Below are 20,978 nucleotides of genomic sequence, written 5' to 3' on the forward strand. Positions count from 1 at the left end.
CATGGGCGCCGTCCAGCGGATGCAGAGCCGTGACAGTTGGTGCCGGGGGCGGTCACCAGCGCACGAGGCGTCAGTTCGGGGGCCGCCAGCTGCGCAGCACCGTGTCGAACTGGTCCTGGGTCACCGACCAGTCCTCGGCCGGACCGGACATGTAGAGCGCGTACTCCGTACCGTCCGCACCGAAGTACATCTGGTCGACGGCCCGTCGTGGACCGGGGAAGGTCTTCTCCTCGTTCCAGGTGAACTCCCACAGCGCCGACTTGGCCTGGTCCCGGAAGAGGTTCGGCGTCAACGTGACGCGTTGGTAGTCGGGAAGCTTCGCAAGGACCTTCTCCAGGTCCAGCATGTGCGCGTGCGGATGGTCGTAGTCGGGCGAGTCGTCGATCCCGATCCGCAGGAGGTGCCGGCCGCCGTCGGGGGTGTAGTCGATCTGACCGCCCTGGACCCGTCGTTCCCAACCGTCCGGTACGAGCAGACTGAAACCGGCCGGATCGACGACCCGTCGCCAACCCTCCGGCACTTCCTGGGAGGTCTGGGGAGTGCTGGAGGCCGCCGCGGAGGCTTCGGGCCCCTGGGCGGCGGGGCTGGGCGGCGGCTGGGAGATCGTCGGCGTCAAGGAGACCGTGACCTGCGGCGCCGCCGACTTCACCGTCTGCGGGGACTTCCGCTCCCCGTTGAAGTAGACGAAACCGGCGATCCCGACGCCGGTACCGACGACCACCGCGAGCGCGATGACGACCAGGGACGTCCGTATGCCCGTGGCGCGCGGACGCTCGGGCGGCGGCGGCAGGGGATGCGGAGCGTACGGAGTGTGCTGAGGGGGCGTGTGATGGATCGGCGTGTGGTGGGGTGGCGTGTGGTGGGGTGGTGTCGGCCCGTTCATGGGCGGCGGCGGCACGGGTTGGGGCTGCCGCTGGGGTTGCGTCACGGTCCGAGTGGGCGACGCAGCGAAGACCGCCGCGGGATCCTGGCCATCCAGAACCGCCTGAAGCATCCCTTCCGTCTCCTGCAACGAAGGCCGGGCCTGCGGGTCCTTCTGCAACAGGGCCATGACCACAGGAGCGAGCGGCCCGGCCTGTTGCGGGTGGACGGGCTCCTCGTCCACCACCGCCTGCATGGTCATCAAGGGCGAGGTCCGCCGGAAGGGGGAGGTGCCCTCCACGGCCGTGTAGAGCGTCGCTCCCAACGACCATAGGTCGGAAGCGGCACCCGGGTCGGCCCCGCGCACCCGCTCGGGCGCCAAATAGTCGAGGGACCCCACGATCTCACCGGTCCTGGTGATCGTGGAATCCCCCTCGATGGCCGCGATGCCGAAGTCGGTTATGCGGGCCCGGCCGTCCGGACCCAGCAGGATGTTCGCGGGCTTCACGTCCCGGTGGAGAACGCCTGCGGCATGGGCGGCGCCCAGCGCCCGCAGCACCTCAAGGCCGATCCGGGCCACCTCGCGCGCCGGCAGACAGCCGGTCGGCCCCTGCGCCGCGGCCGCATCCGCGAGCGAGGGGCCGTTCACGTACTCCATGACGATCCAGGGCCGACCGTCGTGGTCGAGCACGTCGTGCACGGTGACCACACCCGGGTGGCTGATGCGAGCCGCGGCGCGCGCCTCGGTCCGCGTACGCGTGTGCAGTACGGCGCGGTCCGCCTCGGTGGCGTACATCCCCGCCGTCATTTCCTTGATCGCCACCACCCGGTGGAGCACTTCGTCATGGGCGCGCCACACCTGCCCCATTCCGCCACGCCCGATGGCCTCGGCCAGTCGATAGCGCCCCGCCAGCACCAGACCTGCGCCGATGCCCTGAGAGTGCACGGCGTCGCCGCCGTGATGAGCGTTTTCCACGATTCCCCCGCCCGTTCCAGGGGACCAAGGGTACGGAAGACATGGCCGAGAAGGATCAGGTGGGGCCCGACCAACTCGCGCGCTCCGTAGGTTCGTCGCCGATCGTCAACAACTGATGGACGCTCAAAGTCATGCGCCAACAGCCCTGTCGAGCAGCTCAGGGATCAACTGGTCGCGCGATAGCTGTCCGCGGCCTCGCGGTACGCCTCGTTCACCTTGTCCCGCTGATCGTCGGGGCCGATCACCTGCACCACGTGGTAACGACCGTTGAGGATCATGGCCAGATTGCGGACGAAGACGTTGCGACCGTTGGTGTCCTGCCAGGTGTACTGGCCCTCGGCCATGACCCGCTGACCGACTTCGATCCGGCGCTGACCGGTCACATCGGCCCAGGTCGAGTCGCGGAAGGGCTGGAGCTCTCGCTCCTTGTCCTGCTGGTAGACCATCGGATCGTCGCCGCTCGTCTGCACACTGTCGCGGCCCGGGACGATGATGAGGGTGAAGTCGCCGTTACTGAAGCGGACCTGGCCGATGTCGTTCATCGGGCGGCGCTCCCACCCCTCGTTCACCACCACCTGGAAGTCCTCGGGGTCCTTGCGCAGGGCGTAGCCGGCCGGCAGATCACCCGCGGTCGCCGAGGTCTGGGGCTGCTGCGAGCGGGGGCTCTGCGTCGACTTCGGCGGGCTGGAGGCCGTGGTGCGTCCCGGGTCGGGCGTCTGGCCCGAAGGAGCCGGTCGGGTCGGCTGGGGCCCTACGGACCCCTGCGGTGCGGTGCGGTCCTGCTCGTCCGCCTTCGGCATGAAGAACAGGGCGTACGCGACAGCCCCGGCCAGCAGCAACAGTATGAGCGCGAGCAGGGTGCGGCCGAGTGCCCCCGGGCCGCGACGCTGTTCACGCGGCTTCTTGTGACGGTGCCGCCCGTGGACCATCTCGGAGTTCGTGCGGCGCCGTCGGACCAGTTCGCCGCGGCGGCGGATGACCGGAAGCCGGCTGCTGTCCGGCTTGATGGGCGGCGAAGGGACCGGTACGACGTCCACGCCGGCCTCGGGCTCGGGCGCCGAACGCACCAGGGAACGCAGCCAGCCGCGCAGTTCCTCGAAGTCCGGCCGCTCGGTGGGGTCCTGGCGCAGCAGGGACTCGACGACCGGGCGCAGCGGCCCGCACTCCTCGGCGAAGGCCGGTGGCTCGGAGCAGACGAGTTGCACCAGTTCGGCGGCGTTCTCCTCGGGGTAGGGGGCGTGGCCCTGGACGCACCGGTAGAGGAGGGCGCCCAACGCCCAGAGATCGGTCGCCGGGCCGACCGGGGCCGCGAGCTGCCAGTTCTCATGGACGGGGCCGGCCTGTTCGGGAGCCCAGCGCTCGGTCACGGCACCGACGACCGCGATCCTGGCCTGTCGGGCCCGCTCCGCCGCCAGTGGGGTGGCCGGCCCGTGGTGGACGGGGACTTCGGCACCGGCCCGGACCTCTTCCCAGCCCACCGGAGTCGGCTGCGCGACGACCGGAAGGCTCGATTGACGCTGGGCGTCGGCGCGCAGCGCCTCGCTTCCCCCTCCGCCCCGGCTGTCCCAGCCGCCCGCGGCCGAGACGGCCGGGGTGCTCGGGGTGCGGGGTGCGGGCAGTGCGCGGGAGTCGGCGTCGCCGTCCGGGCCTGGGTGCGGAGCCTGATCGCCCTCCGCCTCCTGCTCGTGGCCCGGGGACTGGCTGGGGACCCGGGCCGGCGGCAGTTGACGCACACCGTAGGGGTCGCTGTTGCGATGGGGGTTGTGCCGCGGTTCGAATCCACCGCCTGCGGGGAGCGGCGGCGGACCGTCCTGCCCGGGGAAGGGTGCGTCCTGCCAGGTGCCGGTGAGGCGAACCCGTCCGGGGCGGTCGGGGTCGTCGGTGTCGGCGTCTTCGGCGTAACCGGCGTAACCGCTGTGGTCGGCGTGATCGGTGTCTTCGTCGTGGTGGACGGGTTCCCGGGTGAGGTCACTGGGCTTCCTGGCCCACCAGTCGGGATCGTGGCCCGTCTGTACCGGAGGCCCGCCGAGACGCTGGTCCTCCGAGATGCGTGCCGCTGCCTGCGCACCTGCGCGGTAGGCGGCTATCGCTCCGGCGCGGGCGGCCCGTGCGTCGGGCACGCCGGCCGAGGGGGCCTCGACCGACCGGGAGGCGTAGGGGCGCACCAGGCCGGGGTCGGCAGGTATGCCGTACGGGCTCGGCCGCCCCCCGCGGTCCACATCCGATGAGTCGTCACCGTCGTAGCCGGTGGTGCCGCGATCCGCCGCGCCCACGCCTGGGTTCGGAGCGTGTCCGCCGTACGGATCGACGCCTTCGGTCCCGTGGAACCCGGCGTCATCATCCTCGGCCGCCGCGTACGGCCCTTCGTAGCGCTCGTGTTCCGCGTGCCCGTCGGAGGTGCCGTAGCCGTCGTCGTGAGCCTCGGCGTACGTCTCCGCATTCGTCTCGGCATACGCGCCGTCGTACGCATCGTCATACGCGTTGTCGTACGCATCGGGGTCGAGTGATGAGTCAAGTGCCGCGGGCTCGGGGAACTCCTGGGGAACCGGCGCGTAGCCGCAGAGCGCCTCCTCGGCCGCGCCGGCCGCCAACCCGGTGAGGACGACCCGGCCGTCGTCGCAGACCAGGACCGTGCGAACCGTGATGTTCCGGTGGGTCCAGCCGTGGGCGTGCAGCACCAGCAGTGCGGTCAGCACGTCGGATGCGACCTCAGCGGCCCGGTACGGTCCCAGGGGCCGCTCGGCGAGCAGTGCGGCCAGCGGCCTCGCGGCAACGCGTTCGCTCACTATCCACAGCGAGCCGGCTTCGGCGAAGACGTCGAAGACCTGGTCCAGACGCGGATGATCGGGGATCCGGGCGGCGGCCTGCGCCGCCTCGATGGCGCGCCGCACCGAGGGGTCGGCCGCATCGCGTACGGACCGCCCCGGCGGGACACGTCGGGGAGGGGCGCCCACGACGCCGTCGACGTCGACGACCTCGGCCTCGACGATCTCCGGCAGCGGCACCTGCCGCACCAGGACCTCTTGCCCGCTGTACGTGTCGAACGCCCTGGTCTCCGCCAGTTCGTACTCGTCCGACGGCGGTAGCGGCAGACGGTACCGGTCGGCGAGCACCCTGCCCGCGTACTCGTCCATGTCGCCTCCCCGCAAGCCTGCTGCGCCGTCTTCGACTGTCTTCAACGTGCTTCCGGGAGCCGCAGCCAAACCCCGGTCCCACCAGTTGGTCAATACCCGTCAGTTCCGGTCACTCAACGGCATAGAGCGGCTGCGGACCGTTCGCGCGCTCTCACGATACGTGTACCGCCTCAATCCTTGGGAGCGAATGTGGCGAACGCCGTCTTACGGAGCGTGTCGCACTCCGCCGCGTCCCACGCAGCCGCAGGACAACTGATCATGATCGAGTATCCGCGACGGTCGTCCACCTTGAACCCCCGGTTGAGTATCCGAACCTTCTGCCCCTGCTGGGTGCGCTCGAACTCCCAGTCGGCGACCGTGGGATAGCCCTTGTACTCGACGGTCCTTATGCCCCGGTGCACATATCCGTTGCTCGTTGCGCTGACCGCCGCGACCGCGGCGGTCCAAGCGGCCTGGGCGTTGTCCTTGGGGCTGTCGTTGAAGTCCACCTGGAGCCGCGGGAAGCCGCCGTCCTTGCTGAATATGGCGCCCGAACTCTGCCCGGCCGTACCGGTCCGCTTGAAGCCCTTGGGCATGGCGATGGTGAAGCGGAACTCGTCGTTGGAGACCAGGGCGTAGCCCGCGGGAAGGCCGTTCCCCGGGGGCAGGGACGAAGCGCTGGGCTGGGTGGAGGGCTTGGGGTTGGTGCCCTGTCCAACGCCCGGGCTCTGGTTCGCGCTCTGCGTCGGCTCCTTGCCGGCCTCGCCGGGCTCGCCGCTCGTGCCGGGGTCGCCCGACTTGGACTCCTGACCCGTGGTGGCACCGGCGGACGCGGTCGCCTTCGGCTTGGCCTGCGGACCGTCGTCATCGTTGCCGTCGACGATGGCGAACACCACGGCGGCGATCACTGCGAGCGCCACCACGACCGCCACGATGACCAGGGTGCGGCGCGGCACGACATCGGTGAGCGCGGCACGGCCTGCTGCCCGCTGTACCGGGGGCGTCGCCGGCTTGGGCGGCGGAGTGCTCCCTTCGCCCTGGAGGGAACTGACGCTCGTCTCCGGCTCCTTGGCCACGGCTGCGCCCCGCACGGCGTCCGACGCACCCCTGCGGCGATCCGCCGCGGGAGCCGGCGGAGCGACCGGCGGCGTCGGAAGCGGCGGCGGAACGCTCGGGAGGACCATGGCGCGGGTGGCATCCCGCGGCGGCTCGGGCGTCGGCGGCGGGGCGTACACCACTTTGGTGAGCAGGGCCCGCGCCCCGGCGTCGTCCAGGCGCTGCGCGGGGTCCTTGGCCAGCAGGCCGTAGATGACCTCCTCCAACGGGCCCGCGTTCTTCGGCGGGTCGAGCGGCTCGGTCATCACCGCGGTGAGGGTCGCGATCGCCGAACCCTTGTCATACGGCGGGCAGCCCTCGACGCTCGCGTAGATCAGTCCGCCGAGCGACCACAGGTCGGCAGCGGGCCCCGGTCGATGCCCGCGCGCCCGCTCCGGAGAGATGTACGAGGGGGCTCCGACGAGCATTCCGGTGGAGGTGATCGACGGATCGCCCTCGACCTGGGCGATCCCGAAGTCGGTGAGCACGACCCGGCCGTCTTCGGCGATCAGCACGTTGGACGGCTTCACATCGCGGTGCAGGATGCCCTCGCGATGGGCGGAGCGCAGGACGTCCAGGATCGCCAGTCCCACCTCGGCGGCGCGGTGGGGCGTGAGAGTGCCGTCCTCACGGATCGCTTCGGCGAGGGACTTGCCCTCCACCAACTCCATCACGATCCAGGGCCGGTCGTCCTCGTCGACGACATCGAAGACCGTCACGGCGTTGTTGTTGCGGATGCGGGCGATGGCCTTGGCCTCGCGCAGCGTCCGGGTGATGAGCCGCCGCTTCTCCTCGTCGTCGATGCTGTTGGGGAAGCGAAGTTCCTTCACGGCGACGGTGCGATCGAGGGTCTCGTCGACCGCGCGCCAGACCGTGCCCATTCCGCCGCGCCCCAACACCCCGCCGAGCCGGTACCGTCCGGCCAGCAGTCGACCTTCGGAGTCCTGGCGTCCCGAACCGGAGGCGGCGCCCCGCCCGGAGCCTCGGTGCGATCGGTCGCCCGAGTCCCCGGCGGCCTTGCCGGACGACCGGTCCCGTGCCGTCACCGCATCTCGTGGGGCTTCTTGAGGGGTGTTGCGGGGACCGTCCTGCTCCTGTGGAGACGTCACTTCCGCACCGGGGGAACGGCCTTCGTCGTCCGTTGCGGCGCGGCTCGACGGTTCACCTGGCGCTGCTCCACCGGCGGACGCCGATGCGTGGTCGACGGGCCGCGCCTCATCGGACGCGGTGGCGCCCTTTCCGTCGGAGGCGCCTTCCGCAGGTGTCTCGGCGGCGGACGCTTCGCCACGAGCGGACCGGGATGCGTCGTCGCCCTGCTGCTCGCCCGCCGCAACCGCCGGGGCCTGCCTGCCGGTCGTCTGTCGTGGCACCCGCGTCGAGCCGTCCGAAGCGGACGCTCGTGATGCGCCCTCACCCCCGCTGGGGCGTCCGGACTCGTCCTCCGAGCCCCATCGCGCCGAGGAGGCGCCGGACGCCTCACCTCCGGTTGTGCCGCTGCCCGCTGCGACGGTCGACGGAACATCAGCTTCCGTCTTGGCAACGGCCTTGGCGTCGCCCCGGGCCGCCGAGTCCGTTTCGTGCTCCGAATCGCCCCGCGCACCGGAGGTCTTCGTCCCGAGCTTCACCCCGGCCTCCGCACCGGATCCCCGTCCGGCCCGCTCCTGCGACGCCGCCGCACCGGCCTCCCCCGACGCCGCGTCAGCCCGCTCACCGGCACCAGTACGAGAACGGCCCGCGTCATCCCGCTGAGAGCTGGACGCCTTGGGCTCCTTCGACTTGTCCCGCTGGGGCTCCCGCGACTGTTCCGCCTCCGACATGCGTCCCCTCTGCGATCCATGATCTTCGCCCGCGCCTGCCGCTCCCGCGCGATGCGGTAACACGCCCTGGCAGAGGCTTCATTGTCCCTCACCCCGGGATCGGCTTCTCTCCCGGGTCCGCGGAGCACCGGCGCACAACCCCGAAGCCGGGGGCCACCCACAGTGCCAACGCTCGACATGCGGCTCGCGGTTCACACGGTCACCGCCGCAGGCTCCGCGCGGACCGGGATCGCCAGAACAACAGGATCACAAAGGGGGCGCAATCACAAGGGCACGATGTCGGGTGCGCCCAACCTCGCAGCGTCCGCCGTCAGATCGTCGGGCTGCCGCTGTGATTCGCGTTCCGCTTCGACCCGCTTCTTGTAGTGGGCGACCTCCTTGTCGATCTGCCCCTCGTCCCATCCCAGGACCGGTGCCATCAGCCCGGCGCACTCCCGCGCACTGCGTACGCCCCGGTCGAAGGTCTCTATGGAGATCCGGGTACGGCGGGTGAGCACATCGTCCAGATGCCTCGCCCCTTCGTGGGAGGCGGCGTAGACGACCTCGGCCCTCAGATAGTCGTCGGCTCCCGTGAGCGGCTCACCCAGTGAGGGGTCTTCGGTGACGAGGGCCAACACCTCCTCCGTCAGGGCCCCGTAGCGATTGAGCAGGTGCTCCACGCGAACCACGTGCAGACCGGTGCGCGCGGCCATCCGGGCACGGGCGTTCCACAGGGCCGTGTAGCCCTCGGCGCCGACCAACGGCACGTCCTCCGTGACACAGTCGGCGACCCGCTGGTCGAGGCCGTGCACCGCCGCGTCCACCGCGTCCTTCGCCATCACCCGGTAGGTCGTGTACTTGCCTCCGGCGACCACGACCAGTCCGGGCACGGGATGGGCCACCGTGTGCTCGCGCGAGAGCTTGCTGGTGGCGTCCGACTCCCCGGCGAGCAGCGGCCTCAGCCCGGCGTACACCCCTTGGACGTCATCGCGGGTCAGCGGCACGGCGAGGACCGAATTGACGTGCTCCAGCAGATAGTCGATGTCGGCGCTGGAGGCGGCGGGGTGCGCCTTGTCGAGGTCCCAGTCGGTGTCGGTCGTGCCCACGATCCAGTGCCGTCCCCAGGGGATGACGAACAGCACCGACTTCTCCGTGCGCAGGATCAAACCGGTGGTGGAGTGGATGCGGTCCTTGGGAACAACCAGGTGGATGCCCTTGGACGCCCGCACGTGGAACTGTCCGCGCTCACCGATCAGGGCCTGGGTGTCGTCCGTCCACACCCCGGTGGCGTTGACGATCTGCTTGGCCCGGATCTCGTACTCGCCGCCGGCTTCCACGTCCTGCACGCGGGCACCGACGACCCGCTCCCCCTCACGGAGGAAGCCGACCACGCGCGCCCGGGAGGCCACGTGCGCCCCGTAACCCGCGGCCGTGCGCACCAGGGTCGCCACGAACCGGGCGTCGTCCATCTGGGCGTCGTAGTACTGGAGGGCCCCGACCAGAGCGTCCTTCCGGAGACAGGGGGCGACGCGCAGGGCGTGGCGACGCGAGAGGTGGCGATGGGTCGGCAGACCGCGGCCGTGCCCGGAGGAGACCGACATCGCGTCGTAGAGCGCGACGCCGGAGCCCGCGTAGAGCCGCTCCCAGCCCTTGTGCTGCAAGGGGTAGAGGAAGGGCACCGGCTTGACCAGATGGGGTGCGAGCCGCTCAAGGAGCAGACCCCGCTCCTTGAGGGCCTCGCGGACGAGGGCGAAGTCCAGCATCTCCAGATAGCGCAGTCCGCCATGGATGAGCTTGCTGGAGCGGCTCGATGTGCCGGACGCCCAGTCACGGGCTTCGACGAGTCCGGTGGCGAGCCCTCTCGTCACCGCGTCCAGTGCGGTGCCGGCTCCGACCACTCCGGCGCCGACCACCAGCACGTCCAGTTCCCGCTCGGCCATGCTGGCGAGCGCCTGGACGCGCTCCTCGGGTCCCAGTCTCGCTGTCTTCACTGCGATGCCTCCCGTCGCCCCCGCGTACCCCTGCCGGGGTCCGTGGCCCCGCTGTCGAACCCCGCTCGGACCGTCTGCCCACGGACCCGCGGTCCATGGGTCTGACCGGGCCGGGCACGAGCCCGTGCGGCCGGGCGTCCGGTGCCCGGACCGGCCGGACCCTTCGACCGGGACCGGCAGGAACCCCGATGGCCGGGGCCCGCACGGGACCCGTGGTCCATGGGCCCATGAACGCCGACCGACAGGACACGCGTCCCGGCGATCACGCTCACACCATCGATTCTGTCCGCACTCTCCGACTTCAGCCACCGCCTGTGGATAACACTCGCCCACCCATGAGCCCGCAATGCGGCATATCGGTCATATTTACGCCTAGTCTGACATTGCGCACCGCCCGTTTCGCCCACAGGGCTTGCGCCAACGCTCCCCTCCGGCTATGGGAAGGACGGCCAACACCATGCCCGCAGATCTCGCCGTCATCGGACTCGGACACCACGGCCTACCCCTCGCCCAGGCCGCCGTCGCGGCCGGGATCGAAACCATCGGCTACGACCCCGACCCCAGGCACCTCACCGAACCCGCGGCGGGCCGCACCCCCGCCGACATCCGCAAGATGTTCTCGGGCGGCTTCAGAACCGTCACCGACCCGGCCGAACTCGGCCGCGTACGTACCGTCGCGATCTGCGTGCCCACCCCACCGGACGGACAGGGCAACCTCGACCTCAGCGCCCTCGGCGACGCGGCGCGCGCTCTCGCCTCCCGGCTCCGCCCCCACACCACGGTGCTGCTGGAATCCGCCGTCCAACCCGGTACCACCGAAACCTTCCTCCGCCCCCTCCTGGAGGCGGGCTCGGGCCTGCGGGCAGGACGGGACTTCCACCTCGCCTACTCCCCCGGCCGGACCGACCCCGGCAGCCGGACCCACGACTACACCAACACCCCCAAGGTCATCGGCGGCCTCACCCCCGCCTGCACCGAGTCCGCCGCCGCCTTCTACGGCCGGCTCACGGACAAGGTCGTCCGCGCCCGCGGACCGCGCGAGGCCGAGACCGTCCAGGTCCTGGAAACCAACTTCCGGCACGTCAACATCGCCCTCGTCAACGAGATGGCCGTCCTCTGCCACGACCTCGGCGTCGACCTCTGGGACGTCATCCGCTGCGCCGAGACGAAGCCCTACGGCTTCCTCGCCTTCCGCCCCGGCCCGGGTGTCGGCGGTCACGGCGTCCCCCTGGACCCAGGACCCCTGCCGCACGCCGGTCGACCGCTCCGGATGGTCGGCCTCGCCCGGGAGATCAACACCCGGATGCCGCAGTACGTCAGCCAGCGCTGCGCGACCCTCCTCAACGAGTACGGAAAGTCCGCCCGCGGAGCCAGGATCCTGCTGCTCGGCGTGACCTACAAACCCGATCTGGGCGACCTCCGGGGCTCCCCCGCCCCCGAGATCGCCCGCCGGCTGATGGATCTGGGCGCCTCCGTCAGCTACCACGACCCCTATGTCCAGGACTGGCGGGTGGGGGATCGTCCCGTACCGCGCGCCGACTCGCTGTACGAGGCCGCGGCAGGGGCGGACCTGACCGTACTGCTCCAACAACACCGGACCTACGACCTGCAAGGACTCTCGGTCAAGGCCCAACTGCTCCTCGACACCCGAGGAGCCACTCCGGTGGGCGCGGCGCACCGGCTCTGACCCCCGGAGTGACCGCCGGCATTCCTGTGCGACCTCCCGGCTCCGCGGGCAGCCGCTCACGCCGAAGGGCCCGACACCCCGATGAAGGGGTGCCGGGCCCTGGACGACCGGACCGACGTCCACCGCTCAAGGGCTGGCGGTGGTGACAACGCCGATGGACATGCGTCAGCGACGGTGCTGGGAGTCCGCCACCGTCACCTCGACGCGCTGGAACTCCTTGAGCTCGCTGTAGCCCGTGGTCGCCATGGCGCGGCGGAGCGCACCGAAGAAGTTCATCGAGCCGTCGGGGGTGTGCGAGGGCCCGGTGAGGACCTCCTCCGTGGTGCCCACGATGCCCAGGTCCACCAGCTTGCCGCGCGGCACGTCCTCGTGGACGGCCTCCATGCCCCAGTGGCGGCCCTTGCCAGGGGCGTCCGTGGCACGGGCCAGCGGGGAGCCGATCATCACCGAGTCCGCGCCACAGGCGATGGCCTTCGGGAGGTCGCCGGACCAGCCCACTCCGCCGTCGGCGATGACGTGTACGTAGCGACCGCCGGACTCGTCCATGTAGTCACGGCGGGCCGCCGCGACGTCAGCGACGGCCGTCGCCATCGGCACCTGGATGCCCAGCACGTTGCGCGTGGTGTGCGCGGCCCCACCGCCGAAGCCCACCAGCACACCGGCGGCGCCGGTGCGCATCAGGTGCAGGGCCGCGGTGTAGGTGGCACAGCCACCGACAATGACCGGTACGTCCAGTTCGTAGATGAACTGCTTGAGGTTGAGCGGCTCGGCCGCGCCCGAGACGTGCTCGGCGGAGACCGTGGTGCCACGGATGACGAAGATGTCCACACCCGCGTCGACGACGGCCTTGGAGAACTGCGCAGTCCGCTGCGGGGAGAGCGCCGCGGCCGTCACCACGCCCGAGTCGCGGACCTCCTTGATGCGCTGCCCGATCAGCTCTTCCCTGATCGGCGCCTCGTAGATCTCCTGGAGACGGCGGGTCGCGGTCTCGACCGGCAGCTCCGCGATCTCGTCGAGGAGCGACTGCGGGTCCTCGTAGCGCGTCCAGAGGCCCTCAAGGTTCAGCACGCCGAGGCCCCCCATCTCACCGATGCGGATCGCCGTGCTCGGGGAGACCACCGAGTCCATGGGAGCGGCGAGGAAGGGCAGCTCGAAGCGGTAGGCGTCGATCTGCCAGGCGATCGAGACCTCCTTCGGGTCGCGCGTGCGCCGGCTCGGTACGACGGCGATGTCATCGAATGCGTACGCCCTACGACCGCGCTTGCCGCGCCCGATCTCGATCTCAGTCACCTTGTGTGGCCTTTCCCTCTACGTCTGCGCCTACCAGTATCCCCGACGCACACCACAGGGGCGGTTCCGGAGGTCGCAGACCTCCGGCGGATCTCCGCCAGCGGTCCCGACCGGGAAACGCCCCTGTGCTGCCTACGAGGTTCTGCCGGCCTACTTCTTGCTGTAGTTCGGCGCTTCTACCGTCATCTGGATGTCGTGCGGGTGGCTCTCCTTGAGCCCCGCCGACGTGATGCGGACAAAACGGCCATTGTTCTGGAGCTCGGGCACCGTCTGTCCGCCGACGTAGAACATCGACTGGCGCAGCCCGCCCACCAGTTGGTGGACGACGGCCGAGAGGGGACCGCGGTAGGGCACCTGGCCCTCGATGCCCTCGGGAACCAGCTTCTCGTCGGAGGCGACGCCCTCCTGGAAGTAGCGGTCCTTGGAGAAGGAACGCTGCTCACCGCGGGACTGCATCGCACCGAGCGAGCCCATGCCGCGGTAGGACTTGAACTGCTTGCCGTTGATGAACATCAGCTCGCCGGGCGACTCCTCGCAGCCGGCGAGGAGCGAGCCGAGCATCACCGTGTCCGCGCCGGCCACCAGGGCCTTGGCGATGTCACCCGAGTACTGGAGGCCGCCGTCGCCGATCACCGGCACACCGGCTTCCTTGGCGGCGAGCGAAGCTTCGTAGATCGCCGTGACCTGGGGAACTCCGATGCCGGCCACGACGCGCGTGGTACAGATCGAGCCCGGTCCGACACCGACCTTGATGCCGTCCACGCCGGCGTCGATCAGGGCCTGGGCACCGTCACGCGTGGCGATGTTGCCGCCGATGACGTCCACGCCCGCGGCATTCGACTTGATCTTGGCGACCATGTCGCCGACCAGACGGGAGTGACCGTGGGCGGTGTCGACGACGATGAAGTCGACACCCGCCTCGATCAGGGCCTGGGCGCGCTCATAGGCGTCGCCGGCGACTCCGACAGCCGCACCCACGAGCAGCCGGCCTTCCTTGTCCTTGGCCGCCATCGGGTACTTCTCGGCCTTGACGAAGTCCTTGACCGTGATCAGGCCCTTGAGGATCCCGACCTCGTCGACCAGGGGCAGCTTCTCGATCTTGTGGCGGCGCAGCAGTTCCATCGCGTCGACACCGGAGATGCCCACCTTGCCGGTGACCAGCGGCATCGGCGTCATGACCTCGCGCACCTGACGTGTGCGGTCCGACTCGAAGGCCATGTCCCGGTTGGTGACGATGCCGAGCAGCTTGCCGCCGCGGTCCGTCACCGGAACGCCGCTGATGCGGAACTTCGCACAGAGGCGGTCGGCGTCCGCGAGCGTGGCGTCCGGGAGCACGGTGATCGGATCGGTGACCATGCCCGACTCGGAGCGCTTCACCAGATCGACCTGATTGGCCTGGTCGGCGATGGAGAGATTGCGGTGGAGGACACCTGCGCCGCCCTGCCGTGCCATGGCGATCGCCATGCGGGACTCAGTGACCTTGTCCATCGCCGCGGAGAGCAGCGGGATGTTCACCCGCACGTTCTTCGAGAGATACGAGGCGGTGTCGATCTGGTCCGGGGCCATGTCGGAAGAGCCCGGCAGCAGCAGTACATCGTCGTAGGTCAGCCCGAGTGTCGCGAATTTCTCGGGCACTCCGTCGACGTTGGTCATGACACCTTCCCCAAATGGCCTTGATCGGTGCGGATGTCCATGCTAACGGCCTGAAACGCCGTCCCATTCCACGATCAAGATCCGTCAGCGGCTTTGTGTGTTCGTACGTACGAACGATCTGGTGCGAAGTCATACGCAAAGAGGGCGGTGACCGCTCATTCCGGGGCCCTACCGGGGGTTCGGGTGGCGCTGATCACGTTGGCGCTGGAGAAATCCGGAGAAAGAACGCCGGAGGGAACGCGGGAGAGAACGCAGGAGAGAAAACTCTGCCCCGGACGTGCGTCCGGGGCAGAGATTGCGCTGAACTCTCGGGCCAGGCCACCCGCCCTCGTCGAACCCTGCTCGGCATCGAACCCGGGCGATCACCAGGCGGGTACGGGACCTACTGTTCCGCCAGCGCCCGCAGCCGACTGAGTGCCCGGTGCTGGGCGACCCGCACCGCGCCGGGGGACATCCCGAGCATCTGTCCCGTCTCCTCGGCGGTCAGACCGACGGCGACCCTGAGCACCACCAGCTCCCGCTGGTTCTCCGGCAGGCTGGCGAGGAGTCTCTTCGCCCACTCCGCGTCATCGCTGAGCAGGGCCCGCTCCTCTGGCCCCAAAGAATCGTCGGGGCGCTCGGGCATCTCATCGGAGGGAACCGCCGTTGATCCCGGATGTCGCATCGCCGCCCGCTGAAGGTCGGCGACCTTGTGCGAGGCGATGGCGAAGACGAACGCCTCGAAGGGCTTTCCGGTATCTCGATAACGCGGTAGGGCCATCAACACCGCCACGCAGACCTCCTGAGCGAGGTCCTCCACGAAGTGGCGCGCATCACCGGGCAACCGGTTGAGCCGGGTGCGGCAGTAGCGCAACGCGAGCGGATGGACATGTGCGAGTAGATCGTGCGTGGCTTGCTCGTCTCCGTCGACAGCACGGTGAACGAGCGCGCCGATCACCGTGGTCTGGTCGTCACGCATCGGTCCATGGTGCCTTGGTGGCCGCTGATCCGTCGCACCGCGTCCCATGTTGTGCACCGAAGCGTTATGAGTAGGTGCGCCGGAACTCATTGCCTGCGCCCTCCCCTTCCGCTCGCTGGACTCGTCCCCGAGGAACTCCACCCCTCAAGAATGCGGCATCGCGAGGGAAACGGGCGCCCGTGCGGGCCGTTTCCCCGCCCGCCGTGCGGCGAGCGGGGTCGATCGCACCCCCCGGGCGGCCCCTGACCAGGGTCTACGGAGTGCCCTCAAAGGAACGTCGTCCGCCCGAAGTGCGGGTCCGGCGGGGCCTGGCGCTCCCCCTCGGCCTTCCGCCGGAGAGGTTCCCCCTGCATCGCAAGGCGGAGGGAGAGGCCCAAGCGATGGGGGGCACCTCCCGTACCCGCCGGGCACAGGGGGTCATGGGCGACCGACGACAACGCCGCTCGGGGACGCCTCCCGTGCCGCCGGGCCCGGGGGGAGTGCGCGCCAGGGCACGACAGGCAGACGGGAGTGTGACGACCCGACCTAGCGGACCAGGCCCCAGCGGAATCCGAGAGCCACCGCGTGCGCCCGGTCCGAGGCTCCCAGCTTCTTGAACAGCCGGCGTGCGTGGGTCTTCACCGTGTCCTCGGAGAGGAACAGCTCACGGCCGATCTCCGCATTGGACCGGCCGTGGCTCATGCCCTCAAGGACCTGGATCTCCCGCGCGGTGAGCGTGGGTGCGGCACCCATCTCGGCCGAGCGCAGCCGCCGGGGGGCGAGCCGCCAGGTCGGGTCGGCGAGCGCTTGGGTGACCGTGGCCCGCAGTTCGGCGCGCGATGCGTCCTTGTGCAGATAGCCACGGGCTCCGGCGGCGACCGCGAGCGCGACCCCGTCGAGGTCCTCGGCGACCGTGAGCATGATGATCCGGGCGCCGGGATCGGCCGACAGCAGACGGCGCACGGTCTCCACACCGCCCAGACCGGGCATCCGTACGTCCATCAGAATCAGGTCCGAGCGGTCCGCGCCCCAGCGGCGGAGGACTTCCTCGCCGTTGGCCGCGGTCGTCACACGCTCGACGCCGGGCACGGTGGCAACCGCGCGGCGGAGCGCCTCTCGGGCAAGCGGGGAGTCGTCGCAGACGAGGACGGATGTCATGGCCGCCCTCCGCAGCTGATGCGCGTCACCTTGTGCCTCCAGGCTGGGTACGTTTCGTCACCTGTGCGGTTGAACGCACTCGGACATGTGCCCGAGCACCTATTCCTTCAACCGCCTCAGCCCTACCAACGACGGTCACTCGAAAGAGTTACGGGTTGGACAGCCCTCTTCGGCACTCTATGTGAGGGCCCGCACACAGGCGCGCCCGAACCGCGGGAACGGTTCTTCATTCAAGCGTTATGCCCCATTTAGCGGCTTTTCTTCACTTTAGATGCTCTATGTGGCTAGTTTCGTAATGAGTCATATTTACATCTACTTAGATAGTAGATGTACGGTCGTGGGGCATGGTGCGGTGTCGGATACGACTCGTATCCCCCACTCGTGCGCCAACCGACCGACAACTCAGCACGGTTTCAAGGGGCAAGCGCTATGGCAGATTTCTCCCGCCTTCCCGGACCCAACGCCGACCTGTGGGACTGGCAGCTCCTAGCGGCCTGCCGCGGGGTGGACAGTTCACTGTTCTTCCACCCCGAAGGCGAACGGGGCGCGGCGCGAAGTGCGCGCGAGAACTCGGCGAAAGAGGTGTGCATGAGATGCCCGGTCCGCGCGGAGTGCGCGGCACACGCGCTCGCCGTACGGGAGCCGTACGGCGTCTGGGGCGGGCTGACCGAGGACGAACGCGAGGAACTGATGGGTCGCGCGCGCCATCGCCTGGTTCCGTCGACCGGTGCTTCCCACAGCGCGGACACCACGGGAAGCACCACCGGAGCGACGGCGGGGGCAGGGCGGGGCTGACACCCGCTCCAGATCTCGCAGAAACGTTTCTTCGCCGATCCCGCCGATCCCGCCGATCCCGCCGATCCCGCTACGGATCTCTCCATCGGAGATCCTCCGGGGTCTGCGCACGGCCGACCGACGGACCGGCCGGGCAGGGCCGTGGTGCGCTCACGGACACCGCGAACGGCCGCGCCGAAGCTACGGATACGGATACGGATACGGAGCAGCGGACCGACCCGGCCGAGCCGGACCGAGCCGCCCCGTCAGCAGGAGGCAACGAGCGACAACTGGTCCAGGGTGGCCGCCACCGCCGGCACCTGTGCCAGGTCGGGGAGGGTGAGCGCGACGATCTCACGGGCGACGGGCGGGTCGAGCGTGATGGTGCGCGTGCCCTTGAGCCGCACTGTCTCCAAAGCGAGCTCCGGGAGTACCGCAACACCCAAACCGGCCTTGACCAGGCCGATCACTGCGGGTGAGTCATCGGTCGCGAAGTCGATGCGGGGGGTGAATCCGGCCGCGTCACAGACCTCGACCAGCTGCCGCCGACACCGAGGGCAGCCCGCGATCCAGGGCTCGTCCGCGAGATCGGCGATGGTGACCGTGCCGGCGTCCGCCAGGCGGTGCCCTTCCGGCACCAGCCCGACCAGGCGGTCCGTGAGGAGGGGCCGAACGACCAGATCGTCCCATTCGGCCGAATCGCCGGAACTTTCACCGCCGGCCCCGTCCGCCCCCTTCCCGTAACGGAAGGCGAGGGCGACATCACAGTCGCCGTCGCGGAGCATTTCGACCGAACGCGGCGGCTCGGCGTCGACCAACGAGACCCGGGTGCCGGGGTGCGCGGCGCGCAGTGCGGCGAGCGCAGCGGGGACGAGGGTGGAACTGCCGCTGGGGAACGAGACCAGCCGAACCCGGCCCGCCCGCAGCCCCGCGATGGCGGCGACCTCCTCCTCGGCGGCCGTGAGGCCCGCCAGGATGCCGGACGCATGGCGCACCAGCGCCTCCCCGGCCTGGGTCAACCGCATCTCACGCCCCGTACGGATCAACAAGGGGGTGCCCGCGGAGGTCTCCAGCGCCTTCATCTGCTGACTGACTGCCGGCTGGGTGCAGCCCAGGGTGCGGGCCGCGGCGGAGAAGGAGCCGGTCGTGGCCACCGCGCGCAGCACTCGAAGGTGTCGGGCCTCGATCATTTCTTCAATATAAGTGACACTTGGACGTAACGGCAATTATCGCCTGTTTCATTTGAGATTGCAGCGATTAGCGTATGGGCCATGAAGCTGCTGACCGTGAATGTGGGCAAACCCTTGGCCGTCGACTACACCGCCACTCCGGGGGGCCACACCGGGATCGACAAGCGCCCCGTCGAGGGCGCGGGCGCGGTACGCGTGGCAGAGCCGGGGCCACGAGGCGTGGGAGGCAGTGGGGTGGCGGGGGACACCGTCTGCGATCTGCGTCATCACGGCGGCAGCGACCAGGCGGTGTACGCGTTCGCCCGTGAGGATCTGGACTTCTGGGAGGCGGAGTTGGGGCGTCCCCTCGCCAACGGCTCCTTCGGGGAGAACCTCACGACGACCGGTCTCGATGTGAACGGTGCACTGATCGGCGAGCGCTGGCGGATCGGCGGTCAGTTGGTCCTTGAGGTGACCCACGGCCGGGTGCCGTGCCGGACGTTCGCGTCCTGGCTGGACGAGAAGGGCTGGGTCAGGCGCTTCACACAGCAGGCCGCGCCCGGTGCCTATCTGCGGGTGATCGAACCCGGGGAGATCCGGGCCGGCGATGCGATCGAGATCGTCCACCGCCCCGACCACGACGTGACGGTCACTATGGCGTTCCGTGCCGGGACCACCGAGCGGGCGCTGCTGCCGAAGGTCTTGGCCGCGGGCGATGCGCTCCACCTGGGCCTGCTCACCACGGCGCGGGAGTACATGGAGAAGAGGGGCATCGCCTGAGACCTGCGCCTGAGACCCGCGTCAGGGACACGCGCCCGGAGTCGGGCCCGGAGCACGAACGGCCCGGCTGTCGACCGCGGGTGACCGTGGGGGAGATCCCCGAGGGGACGGCGGCGCCGCTCTCCGGGATGACTGGGGGCTGCCCCCGATGCCCGCAGCGGTCGGTGATCGGAACGCTACTGCCATGCCTCGGCTCAAGCGCGTCCTCATCGTCACCGTCACGGTCGTCGCCGTGCTCGCGACCGTTCTCGGAGCCGCCGCGACCTGGCTCTACGCGGGCGCCGACGTCTCCACGGCGGGTACCCGCTTCAGCCGCGCGCTCGTCATACCCCCGCTGGCCGAACCGACCGTAGCGGCGGACGGCACCAAGGTCTTTGACCTGACCATGCAGTCCGGTCGGAAGGAGTTCGCCGCCGGCAAGAAGAGCACGACCTGGGGCTTCAACGGCGCCCATCTGGGACCCACCCTGCGCGCCCAGCGCGGCGACAAGGTGAAGGTCCGCATCAAGAACACCCTGGACGAGCGGTCAACCGTCCATTGGCACGGGATGCACCTGCCAGCGCGGATGGACGGAGGCCCGCACCAGATGGTGGCCCCCGGCGCCACCTGGACTCCGGAGTGGACGGTGGACCAGCCGGCGGCTTCCCTCTGGTACCACCCGCACCCCCACGGCAAGACCGCGCAGCACGTACAGCGCGGTCTCGCCGGGATGTTCCTGCTCGATGACGATGTCTCAGCCCCCCTCGCCCTGCCGAAGACCTATGGGGTGGACGACCTCCCGGTGATGGTGCAGGACGTGACCCTCGACGGCGGGAAACTCGACTTCGACCGCCGACTCCTTCGCAACACGGGGTTCCTGGGTGAGCGGACGATGGTCAACGGCACCCTCGATCCCTATCGAAGGGTGAGCGACGAACTGATCCGGCTGAGGCTGCTGAATGCCTCCACCGCACGGATCTACGACTTCGGATTCTCCGACGACCGCCCGTTCTCGATGATCGCGACCGACGGCGGACTACGGGAAGAGCCCTTGAGGCTCGATCGCCTCAAGCTGTCACCCGGCGAACGCGCGGAGATAGTCGTACGCATGGAACCGGGCGAGCGCGCAGTGCTCCGGAGTTTCCCGCACGAGGGGTACGGAAGCAGTTGGCAGCGGCGGTTCGCCGGTGGCGACGACACGTTCGACATTCTGGAACTGCGGGCCGACAAGACCCTTCGGCCGTCGCCCGAACTGCCGTCCGCATTGGCCGAGCCGGAAGTGCCCGATGGCTCGGACTCGGTGCGGGAGCGGTACTTCGGTCTGGTGACCAGCAGCATCAACGGTCGCGAGATGAAGATGGACCGGATCGATCTGACCGTCACCCGGGGCACGGCCGAGACCTGGACCGTCCGCAATGAGCACGGCACCCCGCACAACTTTCATGTCCACGACGTGCAGTTCCGCATACTGGAGATCGACGGTCGACAGCCGCCGCCGGAGTTGCGGGGCGCAAAGGACACCGTCTATGTCCCGCCCAACACCACCGTGAAGCTGGCGATGCGGTTCGACGGCCCGGCCGACCCCAACACGCCGTACATGTACCACTGTCATCTGCTCTACCACGAAGACTTGGGAATGATGGGTCAGTTCGTGGTCGTCGAGAAGGGACAGAAAGCCGGGACCGTGGGTGCACCGGACTCCCACACGGGGCACTAACG

Annotated in this window: 13 protein-coding genes; 4 read left to right on the forward strand and 9 right to left on the reverse strand. The window is 69.7% G+C overall.

Annotated features, from left to right (window positions below):
- Positions 1 to 70: 70 nt before the first annotated feature.
- The 4 genes from ABZ348_RS05945 to ABZ348_RS05960 all read right to left on the reverse strand — a co-directional run bounded on the left by ABZ348_RS05945 (position 71) and on the right by ABZ348_RS05960 (position 9,832).
- Positions 71 to 1,837 carry a serine/threonine-protein kinase gene (locus ABZ348_RS05945; RefSeq protein WP_358929733.1) on the reverse strand — a complete coding sequence of 589 codons (1,767 nt, stop codon included), beginning with the start codon at positions 1,835 to 1,837 and terminating at the stop codon, positions 71 to 73.
- Between the two features lie 164 nt (positions 1,838 to 2,001).
- Entirely contained in the window at positions 2,002 to 4,971 is a 2,970-nt protein-coding gene (locus ABZ348_RS05950; RefSeq protein WP_358929735.1) for a serine/threonine protein kinase, read from the reverse strand.
- A 170-nt stretch (positions 4,972 to 5,141) separates the two neighbouring features.
- Positions 5,142 to 7,862 (reverse strand): protein kinase, encoded by a 2,721-nt coding sequence (locus ABZ348_RS05955; RefSeq protein ID WP_358929736.1) that lies wholly within the window; start codon positions 7,860 to 7,862, stop codon positions 5,142 to 5,144.
- A gap of 263 nt (positions 7,863 to 8,125) precedes the next feature.
- Complete coding sequence (locus tag ABZ348_RS05960; RefSeq protein WP_358929738.1) at positions 8,126 to 9,832, reverse strand: glycerol-3-phosphate dehydrogenase/oxidase; 1,707 nt, start codon at positions 9,830 to 9,832, stop codon at positions 8,126 to 8,128.
- A gap of 457 nt (positions 9,833 to 10,289) precedes the next feature.
- Between ABZ348_RS05960 and ABZ348_RS05965 the strand changes: the two genes are divergently transcribed.
- A complete protein-coding gene (locus ABZ348_RS05965; protein ID WP_358929740.1) occupies positions 10,290 to 11,519 on the forward strand; it encodes a nucleotide sugar dehydrogenase in 1,230 nt (409 codons plus the stop codon).
- Between the two features lie 165 nt (positions 11,520 to 11,684).
- Here the strand turns inward: ABZ348_RS05965 and ABZ348_RS05970 are convergent, their stop codons facing one another.
- The 4 genes from ABZ348_RS05970 to ABZ348_RS05985 all read right to left on the reverse strand — a co-directional run bounded on the left by ABZ348_RS05970 (position 11,685) and on the right by ABZ348_RS05985 (position 16,557).
- Positions 11,685 to 12,809, reverse strand: a complete 1,125-nt coding sequence (locus ABZ348_RS05970) for a GuaB3 family IMP dehydrogenase-related protein (RefSeq protein WP_358929742.1) — start codon at positions 12,807 to 12,809, stop codon at positions 11,685 to 11,687.
- A gap of 150 nt (positions 12,810 to 12,959) precedes the next feature.
- Complete coding sequence (gene guaB, locus ABZ348_RS05975; protein WP_358929744.1) at positions 12,960 to 14,462, reverse strand: IMP dehydrogenase; 1,503 nt, start codon at positions 14,460 to 14,462, stop codon at positions 12,960 to 12,962.
- 382 nt (positions 14,463 to 14,844) lie between these two features.
- Positions 14,845 to 15,420, reverse strand: a complete 576-nt coding sequence (locus ABZ348_RS05980; protein ID WP_329022294.1) for a sigma-70 family RNA polymerase sigma factor — start codon at positions 15,418 to 15,420, stop codon at positions 14,845 to 14,847.
- Positions 15,421 to 15,945: 525 nt separating this feature from the next.
- Complete coding sequence (locus ABZ348_RS05985; protein WP_003948568.1) at positions 15,946 to 16,557, reverse strand: response regulator transcription factor; 612 nt, start codon at positions 16,555 to 16,557, stop codon at positions 15,946 to 15,948.
- Positions 16,558 to 16,986: 429 nt separating this feature from the next.
- On the opposite strand from ABZ348_RS05985, the gene ABZ348_RS05990 reads away from it, so the two are divergent.
- Positions 16,987 to 17,352 carry a WhiB family transcriptional regulator gene (locus tag ABZ348_RS05990; protein ID WP_358929746.1) on the forward strand — a complete coding sequence of 122 codons (366 nt, stop codon included), beginning with the start codon at positions 16,987 to 16,989 and terminating at the stop codon, positions 17,350 to 17,352.
- Positions 17,353 to 17,597: 245 nt separating this feature from the next.
- On the opposite strand, the gene ABZ348_RS05995 is transcribed toward ABZ348_RS05990, so the two are convergent.
- Positions 17,598 to 18,521, reverse strand: coding sequence for a LysR family transcriptional regulator (locus ABZ348_RS05995; RefSeq protein WP_358929748.1), 924 nt, complete (start codon positions 18,519 to 18,521; stop codon positions 17,598 to 17,600).
- A gap of 81 nt (positions 18,522 to 18,602) precedes the next feature.
- On the opposite strand from ABZ348_RS05995, the gene ABZ348_RS06000 reads away from it, so the two are divergent.
- Entirely contained in the window at positions 18,603 to 19,280 is a 678-nt protein-coding gene (locus ABZ348_RS06000; RefSeq protein ID WP_358929750.1) for an MOSC domain-containing protein, read from the forward strand.
- A 184-nt stretch (positions 19,281 to 19,464) separates the two neighbouring features.
- Entirely contained in the window at positions 19,465 to 20,976 is a 1,512-nt protein-coding gene (locus tag ABZ348_RS06005) for a multicopper oxidase domain-containing protein (protein WP_358929752.1), read from the forward strand.
- Positions 20,977 to 20,978 lie beyond the last annotated feature (2 nt).

This window comes from Streptomyces sp. NPDC005963, assembly GCF_040638655.1.
In the GTDB taxonomy this organism is placed as follows: domain Bacteria; phylum Actinomycetota; class Actinomycetes; order Streptomycetales; family Streptomycetaceae; genus Streptomyces.